Raw genomic sequence first — 18,950 nt, forward strand, 5'->3', positions numbered from 1 at the left:
TCGCGAGGAAAGATCCGTGAGCACCACAGCAACGTTGCCTACCGTGTCAGGCCCCATCCTGGAGATGCGCAGCATCACCAAGGAGTTCCCGGGGGTCAAGGCACTCGCCGACGTCTCGATCACCGTCCGCGCCGGCGAGATCCACGCGATCTGCGGCGAAAACGGCGCCGGGAAGTCGACCCTGATGAAGGTCCTGTCCGGGGTGTACCCCTACGGAACCTACGACGGGGAGATCCTGCTCTACGGCGAGGAGCAGCGCTTCAAGGACATCGCCGCCAGCGAGCATGCCGGCATCGCGATCATCCACCAGGAGCTCGCCCTGATCCCCGAGCTCTCGGTCACCGAGAACATCTTCCTCGGCAACGAGATCCAGCGCGGTGCCCGCATCGACTGGAAGGCCCAGAAGGAACGGGCGATCGAACTGCTCGCCCGCGTCGGGCTGAGCGAAGACCCCGACGTGCAGATCAAGACCCTCGGTGTCGGCAAGCAGCAGCTGATCGAGATCGCGAAGGCGCTCAACAAGGACGTCAAGCTCCTGATCCTCGACGAGCCGACCGCCGCACTCAACGAGAACGACTCGCAGCACCTGCTCGACCTGATCCTGGGCCTCAAGGCCAAGGGCATCGCGTCGATCATGATCAGCCACAAGCTCAACGAGATCGAGCAGATCGCCGACGAGATCACGATCATCCGCGACGGCCGCACGGTCGAGACGCTCGACATCTCGCGCGGGGAGATCAACGAGGACCGCATCATCCGCGGCATGGTCGGCCGCTCGCTCGAGAGCCGCTACCCGGATCGCACCCCCGAGATCGGCGAGGTGTTCTTCGAGGTCAAGGACTGGTGGGTGCAGCATCCGACCGTTCCCGAGCGCATGGTCGTGAAGGGCTCGAACATCAACGTGCGCCGCGGCGAGGTGGTCGGCATCGCCGGTCTGATGGGGGCGGGGCGCACCGAGTTCGCGATGAGCATCTTCGGCCGCTCCTATGGCACCTACCTCTCCGGCACCCTGATCAAGGACGGCCAGGAGGTCGCCCTGCACGATGTGGCGTCGGCGATCAAGCACGGGCTCGCGTACGTGAGCGAGGACCGAAAGGTGCTCGGGCTCAACCTGCTCGACACGATCAAGCGTTCGGTCGTCGCCGCCAAGCTCTCCAAGATCGCCAAGCGCGGTGTCGTCGACGCCCGCGCCGAGTTCGCCGTCGCGGAGGAGTACCGCAAGGCGCTCCGCATCAAGACGCCCTCGGTGGAGGAGGGCGTCGGCAAGCTCTCCGGCGGCAACCAGCAGAAGGTCGTGCTGGCGAAGTGGATGTTCACCGACCCCGACCTGCTGATCCTCGACGAGCCCACACGCGGCATCGACGTCGGTGCCAAGTACGAGATCTACGCGATCATCAACCAGCTCGCAGCCCAGGGCAAGGGCGTCATCGTCATCTCCAGCGAGCTTCCCGAACTCCTCGGCATCTCCGACCGCATCTACACCGTCTTCGAAGGTCGGGTCACCGACTGCATCCCGGCCGATCAGGCGACACCTGAGGACCTCATGCGCAGCATGACCTCCGCGACCCAGAAAGCATCCGCATGACCACCGACACCACCGCAACGAAGCGCGGCTTCCATTTCAAGGACATCACCAAGATGTTCGGAGGCGGCCAGTCGACCCTCCGTCAGTTCGGCATCCTCGGCAGCCTCGTCGTGATCCTGGTCGTCTTCCAGGTGCTGACCTGGATCTTCAAGGGTCAGGGACTCACGCTCTCGTCGGGCAACCTGATCAACGTCGTCAACCAGTACTCCTACATCCTGATCCTCGCGATCGGCATGGTGATGGTCATCATCATGGGCCACATCGACCTGTCGGTCGGGTCGGTCGCGGCGTTCACCGGCATCATCGTCGCCAAGGCGATGGCGGACTGGAACCTGCCGTGGCCGCTGGCCATCCTCCTCGGCCTCGGCGTGGGCGTGCTGGTGGGCGCCTGGCAAGGATTCTGGGTCGCGTATGTCGGGGTGCCCGCATTCATCGTGACGCTGGCGGGCATGCTGTTCTTCCGTGGCGCGAACCAGTGGGTCGGCGACTCGCAGTCGATCCCCGTCCCGCAGGGGTTCAAGGTCATCGGCGCCGGCTACCTGCCCGAGCTGTCTTTCATCCCCGTGCCGTTCAACGTGCTCACCATGGTCCTCGCCCTGATCGGTGTGCTCTGGATCGTCATCTCGGAGATCCGCACCCGCCGCGCGCAGGCCAAGATGGGTTCGGACATGGCGCCCCGCTGGGTGAGCATCACCAAGGTCGTGCTGATCTCGGCCGTGATCCTCATCGCCGGGTGGCTGTTCGCGACAGGGCGTGAAGGCACCAGCTTCCCGATCTCGGGCGTCATCCTGCTCGCCCTCGTCATCCTCTACTCGTTCATCACGAACAACACCGTTTTCGGCCGCCACATCTACGCCGTCGGCGGCAACCGCCAGGCAGCGCGTCTGTCGGGCGTGAAGGACCGCTGGGTCGACTTCTTCGTCATGATGAACATGTCGGTGCTCGCCTCGCTCGCCGGGATGATCTACGTGGCCCGTGCCACGGCCTCCGGTCCGCAGGACGGCAACGGCTGGGAGCTCGACGCCATCGCCTCGGTCTTCATCGGCGGTGCCGCCGTCTCGGGCGGCATCGGAACCGTGATCGGGTCGATCATCGGTGGTCTCGTGATGGCGTTCCTCAACAACGGACTCGCGCTGCTCGGCGCCGGTGCCGACGTGGTGTCGATGATCAAGGGCCTGGTGCTCCTGTTCGCGGTCGGTGTCGACGTCTGGAACAAGCAGCAGGGCCGCCCCTCGATCATCGGGTTCCTGACGCGCCGGTTCGGTCGCAAGGAAGACCCCGCCCTCGAGACCTTCGACCCGAAGGCGAACTACCCCACCAGCCAGAAGTACGAAGCCCCCGCCGTCGACGAGACGCGCGGAAAGTAAGGGTCGAGTCGCGCACCGCACACGCGCCTTGACCTTCACACACCAGAGAAAGAGATCACATGAAGAAGATGCTTCTTACGGCGACAGCGATCGTCGCCGTGGGCGCTTTCGCCCTCACCGGCTGCTCCTCGGAGCGCGGCGGTGACACCGGCTCCGGGTCGGGGGACGAGGCCAAAGGCTTCGCCGCCGATGCCACGATCGGTGTCGCCCTTCCGGACAAGACCTCGGAGAACTGGGTCCTCGCCGGTCAGCTGTTCACCGACGGCCTGAAGAAGGCCGGATTCAAGGCCGATGTGCAGTACGCACCGGCCAGCAACACGGTCGCCGAGCAGCAAAACCAGATCCAGGCGATGGTCACCGGTGGCGCCAAGGTCATCATCATCGGTGCGAAGGACGGCAAGCAGCTGTCGACGCAGGTCGAGGCAGCCCGCGACGCCGGCGTCACCGTCATCGCGTACGACCGTCTGATCGAGAACACCGAGGCCGTGGACTACTACGTCGCCTTCGACAACTTCAAGGTCGGCCAGCTGCAGGGCCAGGCGCTCCTCGACGGCCTCGCCGAGCGCGCGGGTCACGAGGCGCCGTACAACATCGAGCTGTTCTCGGGTTCGCCGGACGACGCCAACGCTCCCGTGTTCTTCAACGGCGCGATGGACGTGCTCCAGCCGAAGATCGATGACGGCACGCTCAAGGTCGTCTCCGGTCAGACCGAGATCTCCCAGACGGCGACCGAGGGCTGGAAGGCCGAGAACGCTCAGCGCCGCATGGACTCGATCCTCACGTCGACCTACGGTTCCGAGACGCTCGACGGCGTCCTCTCGCCGAACGACACGCTCGCCCGCGCCATCATCACCTCGGTGCAGGGAGCAGGCAAGCCGGTCCCGGTCGTCACGGGTCAGGACTCCGAGGTCGAGTCCGTCAAGTCGATCATGGAGGGCATCCAGTACTCCACGATCAACAAGGACACCACGCTCCTCGTCGAGCAGTCGATCAAGATGGTCGGCCAGCTCCAGAAGGGCGAGGAGGTCGACGTCAACGACACCGAGCAGTACGACAACGGCGTGAAGGTCGTCCCGGCCTACCTGCTCGACCCGATCATCGTCACCAAGGAGAACGCGGCCGAGGCATACGCCAACGTCCCGAGCCTCCTCGAGATCGTGAAGTCGTACCAGTAATCCGGATGCTCCTTCGAGGAACACCCCACAGCACCTCGCTGTGACCGAGAGCCACCCTGACCTTCGTGTCAGGGTGGCTCTCTCGTGTGCGGGCCGTGTCCGTCGCCGTGTTCGTCAGCCGCGGAGTGCGCGCGTCGCCTGACCCGTGCGCTGCAGGGCATCGACGGTCTCGGCGTACCGGCGTTTGGCGACACCGAGGAACAGGCAGTCGACGAGCGTGAGCTGCGCGATGCGGCTCACCATGGCGCCTGCGCGGAAGGTCGACTCGCGCACCTCAGTGAAGAGCGGGTGATCGGCCGCGCGGGTGAGGGGGGAGTCCTTCGCCGACGTGACCGCGATCGTGGTGGCTCCGCTGGTACGCGCCGTCTCCAAGAACCGCACGGTTTCGAGCGTCGAACCGGAGTGGGAGAAGCCGATCGCGACGGTCGATGCGGTCGGCAGCACGGAGACGGCGACGGCCTCGTGCGGATCGGCGGGAATATGCGCGTTCCGTCCGACGCGGAGGAGCTTGTGGGCGAGATCCTCCGCGACGAACCGGCTGGCACCGAGCCCGTAGAGGATGATGCGCTCGGCCCCGTCGATCGCGTCCACTGCCGCTTCGAGCACGGTGAAGTCGAGTCGGGCGACGGTCTCCTCGATCGCCAGCAGTTCGAGCGCCGCCACCTTCGACACCGCCTCCTGCAGGGTGTCGGCATCGGAGATCTCCGACCCATAGGCGCCGCGTGCGGAGAACTGGGCGGCTTCCTTGCCGAGCTCGGCGGCCAGGGCCATGCGCAGCGGGGCGTAGCCGCTGAAGCCGATCGCCCGGCAGAAGCGCACGACCGAAGCGACCGAGGTGTCGCATTCCGCGGCCAGCTCGTTGATCGTGTTGTCGATCACGACGGAGGGGTTCTCGCGGACGACCAGCGCGATACGGGCCAGCGACGGCGTCAGCGTGGAAGCGGCGGCTTCGATCGTCGACTGGATGCTCATCGGTTCTCCGTCTGCTCGGTGTAAATTCTTTTTGCAGAGTCTACTTCGCATGTAGTCTCTTTTCACCACCTGTTTCCACCGATCCCCGGGAGAGTCGATGAGCGCGAAGACGACCGCATCCGTCGATCTCGGCAAGTCCCGGTGCCGCGTCGTGATCGACGGCGACGGCGAGCGGGTCGCGCGCGCAGGCGTCGGAGCTCCCGGGCTCGCCGCAGCGGGCGGGGTGGAGTGTGCACTCGAGGCGATCCTCCCGCTTCTGGAGGGTGACCGCCTCGACCTGATCGGGGTGGGCGCCGCGGGCGCCTGGCTGGCGCCGCATGCGGCGCAGGAACTGTCGTCCCGGCTCGCCGCAGCGAGCGGAGCCGCGGTGGCCGTCGCCTCCGATGTGGTCACCGCTCACGCCGGTGCACTCGCCGGTGCCGGGGGAGTGCTCCTCATCGCGGGAACCGGAGCGGCGGCCCTCGGCGTCGACGCCGAGGGCGCGCGACTCGTCGACGGCTGGGGTCCGGAACTCGGCGACTTCGGCAGCGGCTCGTGGCTCGGGCGCGAGGCCCTGCGTGCCGTGCTGCGTGCGGACGACGCCCTGGGCGCCCGCACCGCCCTCACCGCGGCGATCGCGCAGCCGGTGGGTGCGCCATCCGACATCCAGGCCTGGCTCGCCCAGCGCGAACCCCTCCCTCGACGCCTCGCGACGCTCGCACCTCTCGTGCTGGATGCCGCTGCCGACGGCGATGCGGTCGCCGGCGAGATCGTGGCCGAGGCGATTCGACTCCTCACCGCGACGGCTGTCGCCGCATCCACCCGCACCGCCGACGTGGTGATCCACGGCGGCCTCACTGACCACGCGTGGTTCCGCGCGTCATTGACCTCTTCCCTGCAGACCGCCGGACGCACGATCGTGCCCGCGAGCGGCGATGCACTCGACGGCGCGCTGCTGCTCGCGCGCCGCACCGACCTCCCCCACGAAAGGTTCGTCCACCGTGCCGAATGACGATTCCCGCCTGGCCACCCTCCTCTCCGTGCTCGAGCGCCTCGACACCGAGGCTTCGACGACCGATCGCGGCGACCTCGACCTGCTGGGCACCGCCGAGCTCGTGCGACGCATGAACGCGGAGGACCGGCGGGTGCCGGAGGCCGTCGCCGAGCGGGCGGAGGAGATCGCCATCGTGGTCGACGGCATCACCGAGCGGTTCCGCCGCGGCGGACGCCTCATCTACATCGGTGCAGGCACGGCCGGGCGCATCGGCGTTCTGGATGCGAGCGAGTGCCCGCCGACCTTCGGCACCGACCCGTCGATGGTGGTCGGGCTGATCGCGGGGGGCGAGACGGCGATCCGCTCCGCCGTGGAGAACGCCGAAGACGACGACGCGGCCGCGGAAGCCTCGCTGCGCGAGCTCGGTCTCTCGGAGAACGACACGGTGGTCGGCATCTCCGCCTCCGGCCGCACGCCCTACGTCGTGGGAGGGCTGACCTACGCCCGCAGCGTCGGTGCCTTCACCGCGGCGATCGCCTCGAACGCCGGTTCCGACATCGGCGCGGCCGCGGAGGTCGCGATCGAGGTCGTCACCGGCCCCGAGTTCATCTCCGGCTCCACGCGCCTCAAGTCGGGGACGGCGCAGAAACTCGTCGTCAACATGCTGACGACACTGTCGATGATCAACCTCGGCAAGACCTACCGCGGCGTCATGGTCGATCTGCTGGCCACGAACGAGAAGCTGCATGCCCGCTCGATCCGCACGGTGTCGCAGCTCGCCGGCGTCGACATCGACCAGGCTGCGGCGGCACTGCAGGCGGCGGACGGCTCGGTCAAGCTCGCGCTGCTGATGCTCGCTGCCGACGCGACGCCGCAGGACGCGGCCGCAGCCCTCCACGAGGCCGACGGCATCCTCCGCGACGCGATCGCCGCGCTCGCCTGAGGGTGATGCGAGCGCCTGGGGAGTCCGATACGGTGTGCGGATGCCCCTCGCTCTGATCACCGGCGCCGCGCGTGCCGACAGCATCGCCGCCGGTATCGTTCCTCGGCTGCGCGCCGCCGGTTGGACGGTCGTCACCAGCGACCTGCGCGACGCCGATCACATCGCCGACCTCGCCGCGCCCGAGGGGCCGGAGACCCTGATGGCTGAGGTGAACGCAGCCCACGGCCCGGTCTCGGCACTCATCCTGAGCCATGCGCACGATGTGGAATCCGGCATCCTCGACACGACGGCCGAGAGCTTCGACCGGCACGTCGCCGTGAACGCGAGGGCGAGTCTGCTGCTGATCGCGGCCTTCGCGCGGCAGGTGGGCGACGGTGGAGGCGCGATCGTGGCGCTCACCAGCGACCACGTGACCGGCAACCTCCCCTACGGGGCCTCCAAGGGTGCTCTCGACCGGCTCGTGATCTCTGCGGCCCGCGAGCTCGGCCCGCGCGGCATCTCGGCGAACGTGCTCAACCCCGGGCCCATCGACACTGGCTGGATGGACGACGAGACGCGCCGCGGGCTGGCGGAGATGACACCGCTCGGGCGTCTCGGGCGCCCCGGCGACATCGCGGCCGTGGTGGAGTTCCTCGTGTCGGAGGAAGGACGCTGGATCTCGGGGCAGCTGCTGCAGTCGGACGGCGCGTTCTCGGCGAGGTACTGAGCCGCGGGCAGGCGCGGACTCGACGCGCAGAGGCGGCGAGACCGGGGTTTCTGTGCGCCTGCCCCGGGCGGGCATCCGACTCAGTGCGCGCAGGTGCAGGTGTCTCCGCCGCAGCATGTGCTCGCCGTCGCGCCGCGGTGCGCCTGCGACGCCTCCGGTACATCCATGGCCGGGTTCTGGTCGAGGAATCCGGCTGGTTTGAACCAGAATCCGGCGTAGTCGACCGGCATGATGGGCCAGTCCTCCGGCCGCGGGAAGTGCGTCAGACGATCCAGCTCAACCACGGCGCGGGCATCGAGGGATTCCGCATCGTCGCCTCGGGCGATGATCACCCCGTCACGGACGGCGAGAGCTCCGACGATCGCATCCGAGGGGTCGAGGGTGTGGATGCGGCCGCCGCGGATGATCAGATCGGCCTCGTCGCCGTGGAGTGACTGTGTCATTATTCCACCAATGTAGACGTAAAATCACGACGAAGAGGAGCGGCTCGAGCAGACGCCGACGAGGGCTGGTGGTCAGTGTCCGCCGCCGAACTCGATCATCCCCACCCCGACGGCGATCAGCGCGACGCCGATGGCCATCATGGCCGAGAAGTGGTCCTTGAAGATCACCCGCCCCAGCACCGCGGTCAGCGCGACACCGGCCGCTGCCCAGATGCCGTAGGCGACGCCCACGGGCATCCCCAGCGCGAGGATCGTGCCCAGCAGAGTGAACGCGGCGAGATAGCCCACGACGATCACGGGGATCCAGCGGCGCCGGCGCAGGCCTTCGGAGGCGCGCAGGCTCAGCGTCGCGGTGACCTCGCTGGCGATCGCGAGGGCGAGGAGCAGCCAGGTCATGGGGTGACCTCCTTCGCCTCACGCGTGTGCGAGCCGAGCTCGACGAGCAGCACGCCGATCACGATCACGCCGACGCCGATGATCTGCACCGGTCCCAGCAGCTCGCCGAACAGCACGGTGCCGAAAACTGCGGTGAGCACGACTCCGATCGCCGACCAGATGCCGTACGCCACGCCCACGGCCATGCCGCGATCGAGCACGACGGACAGCAGCCACAGCGAGCCGGAGTAGCCGATGACGACGACGATCAGCCAGAGCGGGTGGGTGAAGCCCTCGGCCGCGCGCAGCGAGAGGGTCGCGGTGACCTCGAGCGCGATCGCGAGCAGCAGGGGCGGCCACGCCGAGCGGCGAGGGTGATCTGTCATCGGCGGCCTTTCATCGAGCATCCGACGAAGAGAACGCACGCGCGGCGCGCGGGATTCCCGCGGGCGACCGGGCACCGTCGACGTCCCGATTCGGCACGCGTTCCCGCGACTTGTACGCTGAATGCATCCCCCGATTCACCCGGCAACCCGCGCGCCGGCGATCTCGGCGCGCGCTCACACATGCAAGGACGCAGATGAACGATTCCGCGGCACACCGCGACGACTGGACTGAGAGCGAAGAGCTGGCGGAGCGGATGATCCCGCTCATCGGGGCGCTCCGACGCGAACACGACGTGGTCACCTCTCTCCACGGGCACCGGCTGCTCGGCCTGTCGGCGACCGGCCTCGTCGAAGTGCACGAGCGCGTCGCGCAGCTCGGGCATGAGCGGCTCCCGATCGAAGACAGCCTCGCCGTGCTGGAAGCGATCCATGCCCTTGCTCCCGGCGCCTCCTCCCTCGACGTCGCCCGGCTCGTCGCCGGACACGCCGAGAGCGGGCAGCCGCTGGAGACCTACCTCGCCGAGGTGCTCGCGCCCGCGATGGGAGCCGTCGCCGCCGAACCCACCGACGTCGTGCTCTACGGCTTCGGACGCATCGGTCGCCTCCTCGCCCGCATCCTCATCGCCCACACCGGCGGAGGCAGCGGCCTGCGTCTGCGCGCCATCGTCGTCCGCCGCGGCGCCGAGAACGACCTCGTCAAGCGCGCATCCCTGCTGCTGCGCGACTCCGTGCACGGTCGGTTCGCCGGGTCGGTCACCGTCGACGAGGAAGCCGAGCAGATCATCGCGAACGGCACCCGCATCCAGGTGATCTACTCCGACGACCCCGCGACCATCGACTACACCGCCCACGGCATCCACGCAGCGATCGTCGTCGACAACACCGGGCGCTGGCGCGACGAAGCCGGCCTCTCGCAGCACCTGCGTTCGAAGGGCGTCGCCCGTGTGCTGCTCACCGCGCCGGGGAAGAGCCCTCTCAAGAACATCGTCCACGGGATCAACGACGATACGATCGCCGATACCGACCGCATCCTCTCGGCCGCATCCTGCACGACCAACGCCATCACGCCCGTGCTCGCGGCGATCGACGAGGCGTACGGAGTCGTCAAGGGGCACGTCGAGACCGTGCACTCGTTCACGAACGACCAGAACCTGATCGACAACTTCCACAAGGGCGACCGTCGCGGACGCTCGGCGGTGCTCAACATGGTCATCACCGAGACGGGGGCCGCGAAGGCGGTCGCCAAGGCGCTCCCGCAGCTGGAGGGCAAGCTCACCGGCAGCTCGATCCGCGTTCCCACCCCCGACGTCTCGCTCGCCGTGCTGCACCTGACGATCGCGCGCCCCGCCACGAAGGACCAGGTCAACGACTACCTGCGCCGCGTGTCGCTGCACTCGAAGCTGCGTCAGCAGATCGACTACGTCGAGAGCCCCGACGTGGTCTCCACCGACTTCGTCGGCTCCCACCGGGCGGGTATCGTCGACGGCCTCGCCACGATCGCCGACGAGGACACCCTCATCCTCTACGTCTGGTACGACAACGAGTTCGGGTACTCCTGCCAGGTCATCCGCGTGCTCGAGGTCATGGCGGGCTCGCACCCGATCGTGCTCCCCGAACGTCCAGAGGTCACCCTGCAGGGCTGACGCGATCCGTGCGCCGGGTCGGTGGTGCCCGGCATGATGAGGTCATGAAGACCGCGACCCTGCTCGCCGAGCGCCTCCGATCGCACCGGCTCACGGCGCCGGCGCGCACCGTGACGGATGCCGCGCATCACATGCTCGCCGTGCAGAGTCAGGACTTCACGGCCGGGCGATGGGCGCTCGCCGTCCGCACCGGGAACCCGGTGCGGCTGCGCGACGTCGACCGTGCCTTCGACCGCGGTGACATCGTGCGCGGCTGGACCATGCGCGGCACACTGCACACGGTTCCCGCGCGCGACCTCGGCTGGATGCTCCAGGTCACCGCTGGGCGCCAGCGTCAGCAGGCGGCCTCCCGACACCGTGACCTCGGCATCGACGACGACATGGTCGTCGCGGCCGTCAGGGCACTGACCCCGGCGCTGCGCGACGGCGGGTGCACCCGTGCCGAGGTGTTCGAGATCCTCGAGAGCATCGGCATCGACCCCGCGGGCCAGCGCGGCATCCATCTGCTGTTCACCCTCACGATCGGCGGCCTGATCTGCCAGGGACCCGTCGTCCCGCGGGAAGGTGTCACCCGCGAGCAGCGCTTCGTGCTCGTGGAGGAACACATCCGCGAGCACGCCGTCCCCGACGATCCGCTCGCCGAGTTGTTCGTCCGCTACATCGACGGACACGGCCCCGCCGCCATCGCCGACTTCGCCTGGTGGTCGGGGCTCACCCTCGGCCAGGCGCGCGAGGCGGCCGCGCAGGCGGCCGAGAGGGTGGAGGACCTCGGCGACGGACTCTTCGCGCCCCGCCGGCGCCCTCGACGCACGACCGGGGCGCCGTCCGTCCACGCCCTCGGCGCGTTCGACGAGTACTACATCTCCTACGCCGACCGCACGACCGTCTGCGCGCAGGAGCATCTCGCAGCCGTCGGCCCCGGCAAGAACGGGATGGTGCGTCCGACCCTGGTCGAGCAGGGGCGCGTGATCGGCACCTGGTCGCACGCGGGGGCGACACGCGACGCGCCGCCCGCGCTGTTCGAGCGGCCGGAGGATCCCGCCGCGGTGGCCGCCGCCCTCGCCCGGTTCGCCGCGTTCGCCGACGACTGAGCCGGCGCGGCATCCTCGCGCCTCGGCGCCCGCTCCCGCCTCGGCGCCCGCTCCCGCCTCGACCGGCGCCGGCTCCTGCCTCGACCGGCCGCCGCGACTACTCGCTCGCGTGGCGTGCGAGGAAGTTGTAGACCTCGTTGTCGTCGACACCGGGGAACGCGCCGCGGGGGAGCGGGGAGAACATGTGGGTGTGCACGCGTGCGCTCGGCCAGGCCCGTCCGCTCCAACGGTCGCTCAGCTCGGCCGAGGGGCGTCGGCAGCACGACTCGTCGGGGCAGGTCGACACGGCCCTGTCGCCGGTCTCGCGTCCACGCCACCATCGTGCGTCGTCGAAGGGCACGCCGACGGTCACCGAGAACTCGCCATCGCTCGACGAGCCGGTCTGGGTGGAGCACCAGAACGTGCCGGAGGGGGTGTCGGTGTACTGGTGGTGCTCGACCGTGCGGTTCTGCTGCGTGAACGCCGCGCGCGCCTGGAACTTCCGGCACACCCGCTGTCCCTCGACCGCGCCCGTCACATCCATCGGCAGCGGCAGATCGTCGTTCTCGTACACGCGGGTGATGGCGCCGGTGGAGTCGACGCGCAGGAAATGCAGCGCCATGCCGAGGTGCTGCGTCAGCAGGTTGGTCATGCGCATGCCCGCCGCCTCGTGCGTCACGCCGAAGCCGTCTCGGAAGTCCTCGACCGCGAGGTTGCGATCCTTCTTCGCCTGCTGCAGGAACGCGACCGATGCGGTCTCCGGCATCAGGCAGCACGCGGCGAAGTAGTTGATCTCGAGGCGCTGCTGCAGGAAGTCGGCGTAGTCGGTGGGCGGGGCGTGCCCGAGCAGGCGGTGCGCCATGGCCTGCAGCGCCATCGACCGCAGACCGTGACCGCCGGGGATCGAGGCCGGCGGCAGATAGATGCGTCCGTTCTCGAGGTCGGTGACCGATCGGGTCGAATGGGGGAGGTCGTTGACGTAGATCAGCTCGAATCCGAGCTTCTCGGCCATGATGCTCACGGTGCGGTGCGTGAGAGCGCCCTGCACGTGTCCCGCGGCCTTGAGGTGCTTCTCGGCGAGCTTCTCGATCTCGGGGAGGTAGTTGTTCTGCGCGCGCATCCGCAGCCGCAGCTCGGTGTTCGCGCGCCGCGCCTCCTCCGGTGTGGCGATGGCCTCGCGTTCGCGACGCTCCAGCTCCCGGTGCAGGCCGAGGACCGATTCGATGGTCTCGTCGCTCATGCCCTTGGTCACGCGCACGGGCGCGACGCCGAGCTGGCGGAAGACGGGGCTCTCCTGCGCGCGTTCCAGGGCGATCTCGAGAGCGGCACGACGGTTCGGCGGTTCCCCGGAGATGAGATCGGTCACCTCCGTCTTGGTCGCCTGGGCGATCGCCTGCAGCAGCGAGAGCTTGGGCTCGCGCTTGCCGTTCTCGATCAGGCTCAGCTGCGAACCGGCGACGCCGACGAGAGCACCGAGCTCGTCGAGCGTGAACCCGTTCTCCAGCCGGTGGTGACGGATGCGGTGACCGAGAGTCGTGAGGTGGATGCCGGAGGACGCCATTCCTTGAGTCTAGCGAAAGAATTTAAGTTCTTATCGCTCGAAATGGCCGAAAGTCGCGCTCGAACCGGAAGAAGATAGGTGCAACGCCCCACACTTCAAAGGAGCACACGTCATGGCTATCGCCGAAGTCTTCACCCCCCGCACGTCTCCCGTCGCACAGACGCGTACGTTCGGCGCGGCTCCGACGTATGACACCCCCGCGATGGCCGAGCTGGCCGCCTGGGTCGAGGAGATCCGCGCACTCACCCAGCCCGACGCGGTGCACTGGGTCGACGGCTCGCCTGCCGAGAACGACTGGCTCCTGCGCGGACTCGTCGACGAGGGCAAGCTGATCAAGCTCAACCCCGAATGGCGCCCCGGTTCCTACCTCGCCCGTTCGCACCCCAGCGATGTCGCCCGCACCGAGGGGCGCACCTTCATCTCCTCCGAGCGCGAAGAGGACGCGGGCCCCACGAACAACTGGGCGGCCCCCGCCGAGATGCACGCCAAGATGGACGAGATCTTCGAGGGATCGATGCGCGGCCGCACGATGTACGTCGTGCCGTTCTCGATGGGACGCGTCGGCGGTCCGCTCTCGCACATCGGCGTCCAGATCACCGACAGCGCCTACGCGGTCGCCTCCATCGGCATCATGACCCGCGTCGGCGATGCCGTCACTCGTCAGGTCGCCGAGGGGGCGCCGTGGGTCAAGACCGTGCACTCGGTCGGTGCTCCGCTCGCACCGGGCGAGCAGGATGCCGAGTGGCCCTGCAACGACGACAAGTACATCGTGCACTTCCCCGAGACGCTCGAGGTCTACTCCTACGGCTCGGGCTACGGCGGCAACGCGATCCTGGCCAAGAAGTGCTTCGCGCTGCGCATCGCCTCGGTGATCGCCCGCGACGAGGGCTGGCTCGCCGAGCACATGCTGCTCATCCGCGTGATCGACCCCCAGGGCAAGGCCTACCACGTGGCTGCGGCCTTCCCGTCGGCTTGCGGGAAGACGAACCTCGCGATGCTCCGCCCGACCATCCCCGGCTGGCGCGTCGAGACCCTCGGCGACGACATCGCCTGGATCCGTCCGGGCGAAGACGGCCGCATGTGGGCCATCAACCCCGAGGCCGGCTTCTTCGGCGTCGCACCCGGCACCGGCGAGTCGACCAACGTCACCGCGGTCGAGACGCTGTGGGGCAACACGATCTTCACCAACGTCGCGCTCCGCCCCGACGGCGACGTGTGGTGGGAGGGTCTGACCGACGAGGCGCCCGCGCACCTGATCGACTGGGAGGGCAACGACTGGACCCCCGAGTCCGGCCGACCGGCCGCACACCCCAACTCCCGCTTCACGGTGTCGGCGGCGCAGTGCCCGCAGATCTCCGAGGACTGGGAAGAGGCCGTGCCGCTCGACGTCATCCTGTTCGGCGGACGCCGCGCCAGCAACGTCCCGCTCGTGGTCGAGGCCACCGACTGGACGCACGGCGTCTTCCTCGGCTCGAACATCTCGTCCGAGCGCACCGCTGCCGCTGAGGGAACCGTGGGGGAGCTGCGCCGCGACCCGTTCGCGATGCTGCCCTTCTGCGGCTACAACATGGCGGACTACTTCGGTCACTGGCTCAAGGTCGGTCGCGGTCTTCGCTTCGACCGGGCGCCGCGCATCTTCCAGGTGAACTGGTTCCGCCGCGGTGCCGACGGCCGGTTCCTGTGGCCGGGCTTCGGCGACAACTCGCGTGTCGTCGACTGGATCATCCGCCGCATCGCGGGCGATGTCTCCGCGGTCGACAGCCCGATCGGACGCCTGCCGCGCGTGGAGGACCTCAACCTCGACGGACTCGACATCCCCGCCGCCGACCTCGACGAGCTGTTCTCCGTCGATGCCGAGGCGTGGAAGACCGAGGCCGACCTGACCGAGGCGTTCTACGACACCTTCGGTGACAAGGTTCCCGCGGCCCTGCGCGCCGAGCTGGCCTCGCTGCGCTACCGCCTCGACAAAGCGTAACCCCAGACCGGTGCCGGTTCGGGGGAGCCGGCACCCTCAGGGCTCCGTGCCCTGCAGACCCGCGAAGGCGGGACATCAGAGACGAACCCATGGCTGAGTGGTCTCCGACGTCCCGCCTTCGTGTTGCCCGGGAACGGGTGGCGTCAGGCGAGCAGCTGGTGACGTGCGAGGTCGCGGTACAGCGGCGTCGATTCCACGAGCTCGGTGTGCGTACCCTGGCCGACCACGACGCCGTCCTGCAGCACCACGATCAGGTCGCTGTCGACGACGGTCGAGAGGCGGTGTGCGATCACGATGAGCGTGCGGTCGGTGGATACCGCGTCGATGGCCTCGCGCATGCGTTGCTCGTTCACGCCGTCGAGTGATGACGTGGACTCGTCGAGCAGCAGGATCGGGGCGTCGGTGAGCAGGGCGCGGGCGATCGCGAGACGCTGACGCTCACCACCGGAGAGCATCACGCCGTCCTCGCCCACCGGAGCCTCGATCCCGAGCGGGTTGCGCTCCAGCACGTCGCCCAGGTTCACGGCGCGCAGCACTCGTTCGCAGTCGGCGTCCGTCGCTTCGGGGGAGGCGAGCCGCAGGTTCTCGGCGAGTGTGCCGGCCAGCGTCGGCGCATCCTGTTCGACGTAGCCGAAGTGGGCGCGGAGCTCGTCGCGCGGGTAGGTGCGCGCATCGTGACCGTGCAGGCGGATCGATCCGCCCGTGGGGTCGTAGAAGCGCTCGATCAGCGACAGGATCGTGCTCTTGCCCGCACCGCTGGGGCCGACCAGCGCGACGCGGGAGCCGTGCGGCACGGCGAAGGAGACCCCGCGCAGCACTTCGTGGTCCTGGGCGGCCGGCGCGGCATCCTCTGCCGATTCCAGGTGCGCGTCGGCGAGCAGATTCCGTGCTTCCTTGGCGGCGGCCTGACGCGCGGCCACGACGTTCGCGGGGTAGTGGAAGCGCACGTCGCGGAATTCGATCGCCGGCGCATCCGGTGCTGCCGTCTCACGGGGCAGCGACGCGGCGATCTTCTCATCGTCCTGCGACTCGGTGGGCAGGTCGAGCACCTCCTGGATGCGTCCGAGCGCCCCGAGGGCCTGGTTCACCGACGTGATCGCTCCGAACGTCGTGGCCAGCGGCATCACGAGCAGGAACAGGAACATGATGAACGAGATCAGCGAGGCGATCGTGATGGCTCCTGCGGCCACGCGGAATCCGCCCACGCCGAGGACGACGAGCAGCGACAGCTGCAGGGCGATGCCGGAGACGGGCACGACCATCGAGGAGATCTTGGCGATGCGCACGCCGATGCCGTAGGCGTCGGACGCGAGCTCGGACACCGCGGTGGTCTCGCGCTCGGTCGCACCAGACGCGCGGATGGTGCGGATCGAGCCCACGGCGCGTTCGACACCGGAGGCCAGCTCGCCTACCTTCTCCTGCTGCGCGGTCGATGCGGTGCGGATGCGCCCGCTGAGCAACACGACCACCGCGACCGAGATGCCGATCACCACGACGATGAGCAGCAGCAGGATGGGATCGATCACGAGCATCGCGATGAGCGCGCCGAGGAAGAGCACGGCGCTGCCGACCGCGTCTGCGAGGCCCTGGGTGAGCACGGCGTAGAGCAGGGTCGTGTCGGTGCCCACGCGCGAGACGAGGTCGCCGGTGCGGCGGGCATCGAACTCCGACGTGGGCAGATGCAGGATGCGGTCGATCAGCTTGCGGCGGCTCGAGTACACGACCGCGGTGCCCGTGCGCTGGAGGAGGTAGTGCTGGAAGCCGGAGATGACAGACGACACGACCACGAAGCCCACGAGCAGCCACACGAGGATCCCGATGCCGGTGTCGGACTGCACCGCCTCGATGACCTGACCCACGAGCAACGGCTGCACGAGCGACGTCGCCGCGCCGATGACGCTGAGCACGGCGACCACGATCAGGGTGCGCTTGTGCTCGAAGAGGAAGGGGAGGAGCTGGCGGAAGGTGGCGCGGGGGCCTTCGGGCTGCGCGCCACGTCCGCGGCGGCGTGCTGTCGCCGAACCGGACATGCGGGACCTCTATCTGGAGATGGTACTTCGACCGTACTTCGTTCGCGGTCGAATCCTATGGAGGGGCTGAACGCGGCTCGGTGGCGGCAGAATCGTCGATGCATCTGGGACGCCTGCTGCGGCACCGGCACCCACGAACTGATCGAGTGCGCGGGATCCGCGCCGTGCGGCATCTCGACAACACCACCACGATCGCCGCGATCGAGGAGTATCTGCGGCCGTGACGTGAGTCGTCACGGCCGCAGGATCACAGCTCGACGGCCGCCGCGACGCCGAGGTCGTCGTCGTAGTCGTGGTCCTTGGTCTCCGGGCTGAGGAGGAGCGCGATGAAGGTCAGCACACCCATCGCCGACAGGTACAGGCCCACCAGCCACGGAGCGCCGTCACCGAGCGACCACAGCCAGAGCGCGATCAGCGGCGCCACGGCCGCGCCCAGGATCGACGACACGTTGTACGCGATCGCCGAGCCGGTGTACCTGACGTTGGTCGGGAACAGCTCGGGCAGCAGAGCGCCCATCGGGCCGAATGTTGCTCCCATCAGCATGAAGCCGAACACCAGGAAGGCCTGTGCGAGCGCACCGGTGAACTTCGGGTCGGCGGCAGGGAGCAGGAACGTGTTGAACGTGAAGCCGAACACGATGATCACACCGGTGACCCACAGCAGGAGCTTGCGTCGTCCGATCGCGTCGGCGATGGGACCGGAGAGCAGCGTGAAGATACCGAAGAACACGACGCCGATGATCTGCATCAGCACGAAGTCGGTGTAGCCGAAGCCGAGGCCGGGATAGAACTGGGTCGCGAACTTGGTCGGGTCGAACGGGGCGCCCGTCGCCTCTGCCGCGGCCTTCGCTGCGGCCGATGCCGTCTCCAACGATGCGGGCTTGGTGCCGTAGGCGAGGGTGAAGTTCGTCATCAGATAGAACAGCACGTAGGTCGCCAGCATGATGAACGTGCCGAGGATGAGCTGCTTCCAGTGGTGACGGAAGACGGTCGCGAGCGGGAGCTTGCGGATCACGCCCTTCGTCTCGGCCTTCTTGAAGGTGTCGGACTCGACGAGCTTCAGTCGCACCCACAGCCCGATGATGACCATCACGGCCGAGAACAGGAACGGGATGCGCCAGCCCCAGGAGAGGAACGCCTCGGACTTCAGCACCGGGTTCTCGGCGTGCGGCAGCAGCCAGTTGATGGCGAGGAAGAGGAAGTTCGCGATGATGAAGCCGAGCGGTGCCCCCAGCTGCGGGAAGGTGCCGTACCAGGCGCGCTTGCCCTTCGGGGCGTTCTCGGTGGCGACCAGCGCCGCACCCGACCATTCGCCGCCGAGCGCGAAGCCCTGCGCGAGCCGGAGGATCAGCAGCAGGAGTGCCGCCCACCATCCGATGTCCTGGTACGTCGGCAGCAGGCCGATGACGAAGGTCGCGATGCCCATCGTCAGCAGCGAGGCCACCAGCGTGGCTTTGCGCCCGAACTTGTCGCCGAAGTGGCCGAACACCACGGCGCCGATGGGGCGGGCGACCATCGCGGCGCCGAACACCGCGAACGACGACAGGAGCGAGGTGGTGTCGTTCCCGGTGGGGAAGAACAGCACCGGGAACACGAGTACGGCAGCCGTGGCATACGCGTAGAAGTCGTAGAACTCGATCGTGGTGCCGACCAGGCTCGCGGTGATGACGCGCGAGCGAGGATTCGCGGGCGCAGTGGCAGTACTCATGGAACTCCTCCGATCGAGTCCCCGGTATACCAAGGGAC

17 protein-coding genes are annotated in these 18,950 nt (G+C 68.4%); 10 read left to right on the top strand and 7 right to left on the bottom strand.

Annotation, left to right across the window (positions count from 1 at the left end; translation table 11 throughout):
* The first annotated feature begins 64 nt into the window (after positions 1-64).
* Genes mmsA through KY497_RS08490 form a run of 3 tightly spaced genes read left to right on the top strand, consistent with a single transcriptional unit; the run spans position 65 to position 4,127 of the window.
* Positions 65-1,585: a multiple monosaccharide ABC transporter ATP-binding protein gene (gene mmsA / locus KY497_RS08480; RefSeq protein ID WP_308813134.1), complete on the top strand. Its 1,521-nt coding sequence runs from the start codon at positions 65-67 to the stop codon at positions 1,583-1,585.
* Positions 1,582-2,952 carry a multiple monosaccharide ABC transporter permease gene (mmsB, locus tag KY497_RS08485; RefSeq protein WP_141387355.1) on the top strand — a complete coding sequence of 457 codons (1,371 nt, stop codon included), beginning with the start codon at positions 1,582-1,584 and terminating at the stop codon, positions 2,950-2,952. The genes mmsA and mmsB overlap by 4 nt, the downstream gene beginning before the upstream one ends.
* Before the next feature lie 59 nt (positions 2,953-3,011).
* On the top strand, positions 3,012-4,127 hold the full coding sequence (locus KY497_RS08490) for a sugar-binding protein (RefSeq protein WP_219868854.1): 1,116 nt from the start codon (positions 3,012-3,014) through the stop codon (positions 4,125-4,127).
* 114 nt (positions 4,128-4,241) lie between these two features.
* Here KY497_RS08490 and KY497_RS08495 read toward each other — a convergent pair whose 3' ends face one another.
* Positions 4,242-5,099 (bottom strand): MurR/RpiR family transcriptional regulator, encoded by an 858-nt coding sequence (locus KY497_RS08495; RefSeq protein WP_055873608.1) that lies wholly within the window; start codon positions 5,097-5,099, stop codon positions 4,242-4,244.
* 97 nt (positions 5,100-5,196) lie between these two features.
* On the opposite strand from KY497_RS08495, the gene KY497_RS08500 reads away from it, so the two are divergent.
* Genes KY497_RS08500 through KY497_RS08510 form a run of 3 tightly spaced genes read left to right on the top strand, consistent with a single transcriptional unit; the run spans position 5,197 to position 7,721 of the window.
* Positions 5,197-6,090, top strand: coding sequence for a BadF/BadG/BcrA/BcrD ATPase family protein (locus KY497_RS08500; RefSeq protein ID WP_219868855.1), 894 nt, complete (start codon positions 5,197-5,199; stop codon positions 6,088-6,090).
* Positions 6,080-7,015 carry an N-acetylmuramic acid 6-phosphate etherase gene (gene murQ, locus KY497_RS08505; RefSeq protein ID WP_055873602.1) on the top strand — a complete coding sequence of 312 codons (936 nt, stop codon included), beginning with the start codon at positions 6,080-6,082 and terminating at the stop codon, positions 7,013-7,015. The genes KY497_RS08500 and murQ overlap by 11 nt, the downstream gene beginning before the upstream one ends.
* Before the next feature lie 40 nt (positions 7,016-7,055).
* Entirely contained in the window at positions 7,056-7,721 is a 666-nt protein-coding gene (locus tag KY497_RS08510; protein ID WP_219868856.1) for an SDR family oxidoreductase, read from the top strand.
* An 80-nt stretch (positions 7,722-7,801) separates the two neighbouring features.
* On the opposite strand, the gene KY497_RS16960 is transcribed toward KY497_RS08510, so the two are convergent.
* The 3 genes from KY497_RS16960 to KY497_RS08525 all read right to left on the bottom strand — a co-directional run bounded on the left by KY497_RS16960 (position 7,802) and on the right by KY497_RS08525 (position 8,925).
* The gene (locus tag KY497_RS16960; RefSeq protein WP_371861304.1) at positions 7,802-8,164 is read right to left on the bottom strand and encodes a hypothetical protein; all 363 of its coding nucleotides are present in this window, start codon (positions 8,162-8,164) and stop codon (positions 7,802-7,804) included.
* Between the two features lie 72 nt (positions 8,165-8,236).
* On the bottom strand, positions 8,237-8,560 hold the full coding sequence (locus tag KY497_RS08520) for a multidrug efflux SMR transporter (protein WP_127482672.1): 324 nt from the start codon (positions 8,558-8,560) through the stop codon (positions 8,237-8,239).
* On the bottom strand, positions 8,557-8,925 hold the full coding sequence (locus KY497_RS08525; RefSeq protein WP_055864747.1) for a multidrug efflux SMR transporter: 369 nt from the start codon (positions 8,923-8,925) through the stop codon (positions 8,557-8,559). The genes KY497_RS08520 and KY497_RS08525 overlap by 4 nt, the downstream gene beginning before the upstream one ends.
* 194 nt (positions 8,926-9,119) lie before the next feature.
* Between KY497_RS08525 and KY497_RS08530 the strand changes: the two genes are divergently transcribed.
* Both KY497_RS08530 and KY497_RS08535 read left to right on the top strand, forming a co-directional pair.
* Positions 9,120-10,568, top strand: a complete 1,449-nt coding sequence (locus KY497_RS08530; protein WP_219868857.1) for a glyceraldehyde-3-phosphate dehydrogenase — start codon at positions 9,120-9,122, stop codon at positions 10,566-10,568.
* A gap of 44 nt (positions 10,569-10,612) precedes the next feature.
* Positions 10,613-11,659: a winged helix DNA-binding domain-containing protein gene (locus KY497_RS08535; protein WP_219868858.1), complete on the top strand. Its 1,047-nt coding sequence runs from the start codon at positions 10,613-10,615 to the stop codon at positions 11,657-11,659.
* A 97-nt stretch (positions 11,660-11,756) separates the two neighbouring features.
* Here the strand turns inward: KY497_RS08535 and KY497_RS08540 are convergent, their stop codons facing one another.
* On the bottom strand, positions 11,757-13,199 hold the full coding sequence (locus KY497_RS08540) for a helix-turn-helix transcriptional regulator (RefSeq protein WP_017828778.1): 1,443 nt from the start codon (positions 13,197-13,199) through the stop codon (positions 11,757-11,759).
* Positions 13,200-13,311: 112 nt separating this feature from the next.
* Between KY497_RS08540 and KY497_RS08545 the strand changes: the two genes are divergently transcribed.
* Complete coding sequence (locus KY497_RS08545; protein WP_218682049.1) at positions 13,312-15,174, top strand: phosphoenolpyruvate carboxykinase (GTP); 1,863 nt, start codon at positions 13,312-13,314, stop codon at positions 15,172-15,174.
* 143 nt (positions 15,175-15,317) lie between these two features.
* On the opposite strand, the gene KY497_RS08550 is transcribed toward KY497_RS08545, so the two are convergent.
* A complete protein-coding gene (locus KY497_RS08550; RefSeq protein ID WP_219868859.1) occupies positions 15,318-17,204 on the bottom strand; it encodes an ABC transporter ATP-binding protein in 1,887 nt (628 codons plus the stop codon).
* A gap of 98 nt (positions 17,205-17,302) precedes the next feature.
* Between KY497_RS08550 and KY497_RS16700 the strand changes: the two genes are divergently transcribed.
* A complete protein-coding gene (locus KY497_RS16700; protein WP_258185618.1) occupies positions 17,303-17,428 on the top strand; it encodes a hypothetical protein in 126 nt (41 codons plus the stop codon).
* 23 nt (positions 17,429-17,451) lie between these two features.
* On the opposite strand, the gene KY497_RS08555 is transcribed toward KY497_RS16700, so the two are convergent.
* Positions 17,452-18,912 carry an MFS transporter gene (locus KY497_RS08555; RefSeq protein WP_219868860.1) on the bottom strand — a complete coding sequence of 487 codons (1,461 nt, stop codon included), beginning with the start codon at positions 18,910-18,912 and terminating at the stop codon, positions 17,452-17,454.
* Between the last annotated feature and the right edge of the window lie 38 nt (positions 18,913-18,950).

The sequence above is a fragment of the Microbacterium sp. PAMC22086 genome (genome assembly GCF_019443525.1).
Lineage (GTDB): Bacteria > Actinomycetota > Actinomycetes > Actinomycetales > Microbacteriaceae > Microbacterium > Microbacterium maritypicum.